Raw genomic sequence first — 923 nt, forward strand, 5'->3', positions numbered from 1 at the left:
TACGCCTCGGCGGGGGCTCCGCGGGCCAGCAGCTCCAGGAACGGCGTCTCGGCGCCGCCGGACGCGGGGCCGGCGTCGGGACGCGTCCGGCCCGGCGCTCCGGCAGCGGGGGCGGGACGCTCGGCGGACTGCACGTGATCGCGGGACATGTTCACAGGATTCCTCATCCCGCGGCCGTCCCGTCAGGCCTGTGGAAAACCCTGTCGGCCGACGGCCGGCCGCCGGCGGCCGATGTCTCAGTGCGCGGTCCAGCCGCCGTCCAGGACCAGTGAGGTGCCGGTCACGAAGGACGCCTGCGGGCCGCACAGATAGGCCACCGCCTCGGCGACCTCCTCCGGTTCGATGAGCCGCCGGACGGCGCTGTCCCGCAGCATCACCTCGGACAGGACACGGTCCTCGGGGATGCCGTGGGTCCGGGCCTGGTCGGCGATCTGCTTCTCGACCAGGGGGGTGCGCACATAGGCGGGGTTCACACAGTTGGAGGTGACGCCGTGGGGCGCGCCTTCGAGGGCGGTGGTCTTGGACAGTCCCTCCAGGCCGTGTTTGGCGGCCACATAGGCGGACTTATAGGCAGAGGCGCGCAGACCGTGGACCGAGGACACATTGACGATACGGCCCCATCCCTGGCCGTACATGTGGGGCAGGGCACCCCGGATGAGCCGGAAGGGTGCCTCCAGCATCACGGTGAGCACCGTGTGGAAGACGTCGGGCGGGAACTCCTCGATGGGGCGGACCAGCTGCAGTCCCGCGTTGTTGACCAGCACGTCGGTGCCGGCTGCGGCGACCTCGGCGGCGTCCAGGTCGGTGAGGTCGAGGACGTGCGGCTCGACGGCGCCCCCGGCGTCCCGGGCCGCCTCGGCGAGCGCCTCCAGGCCCGCCGCGTCCCGGTCGACGGCTCTGACCTTGGCCCCGGCGGCCGCGAG

Annotated in this window: 1 protein-coding gene; it reads right to left on the reverse strand. The window is 72.8% G+C overall.

The genetic code is table 11. From position 1 onward, the window contains the following. Nucleotides 1-236: 236 nt before the first annotated feature. The coding region (locus B7767_RS17030; RefSeq protein WP_085572936.1) for a 3-hydroxybutyrate dehydrogenase at nt 237-923 on the reverse strand (687 nt) is incomplete at its 5' end.

The organism is Streptomyces sp. 13-12-16, assembly GCF_002114215.1.
Classification (GTDB): Bacteria; Actinomycetota; Actinomycetes; order Streptomycetales; family Streptomycetaceae; genus Streptomyces.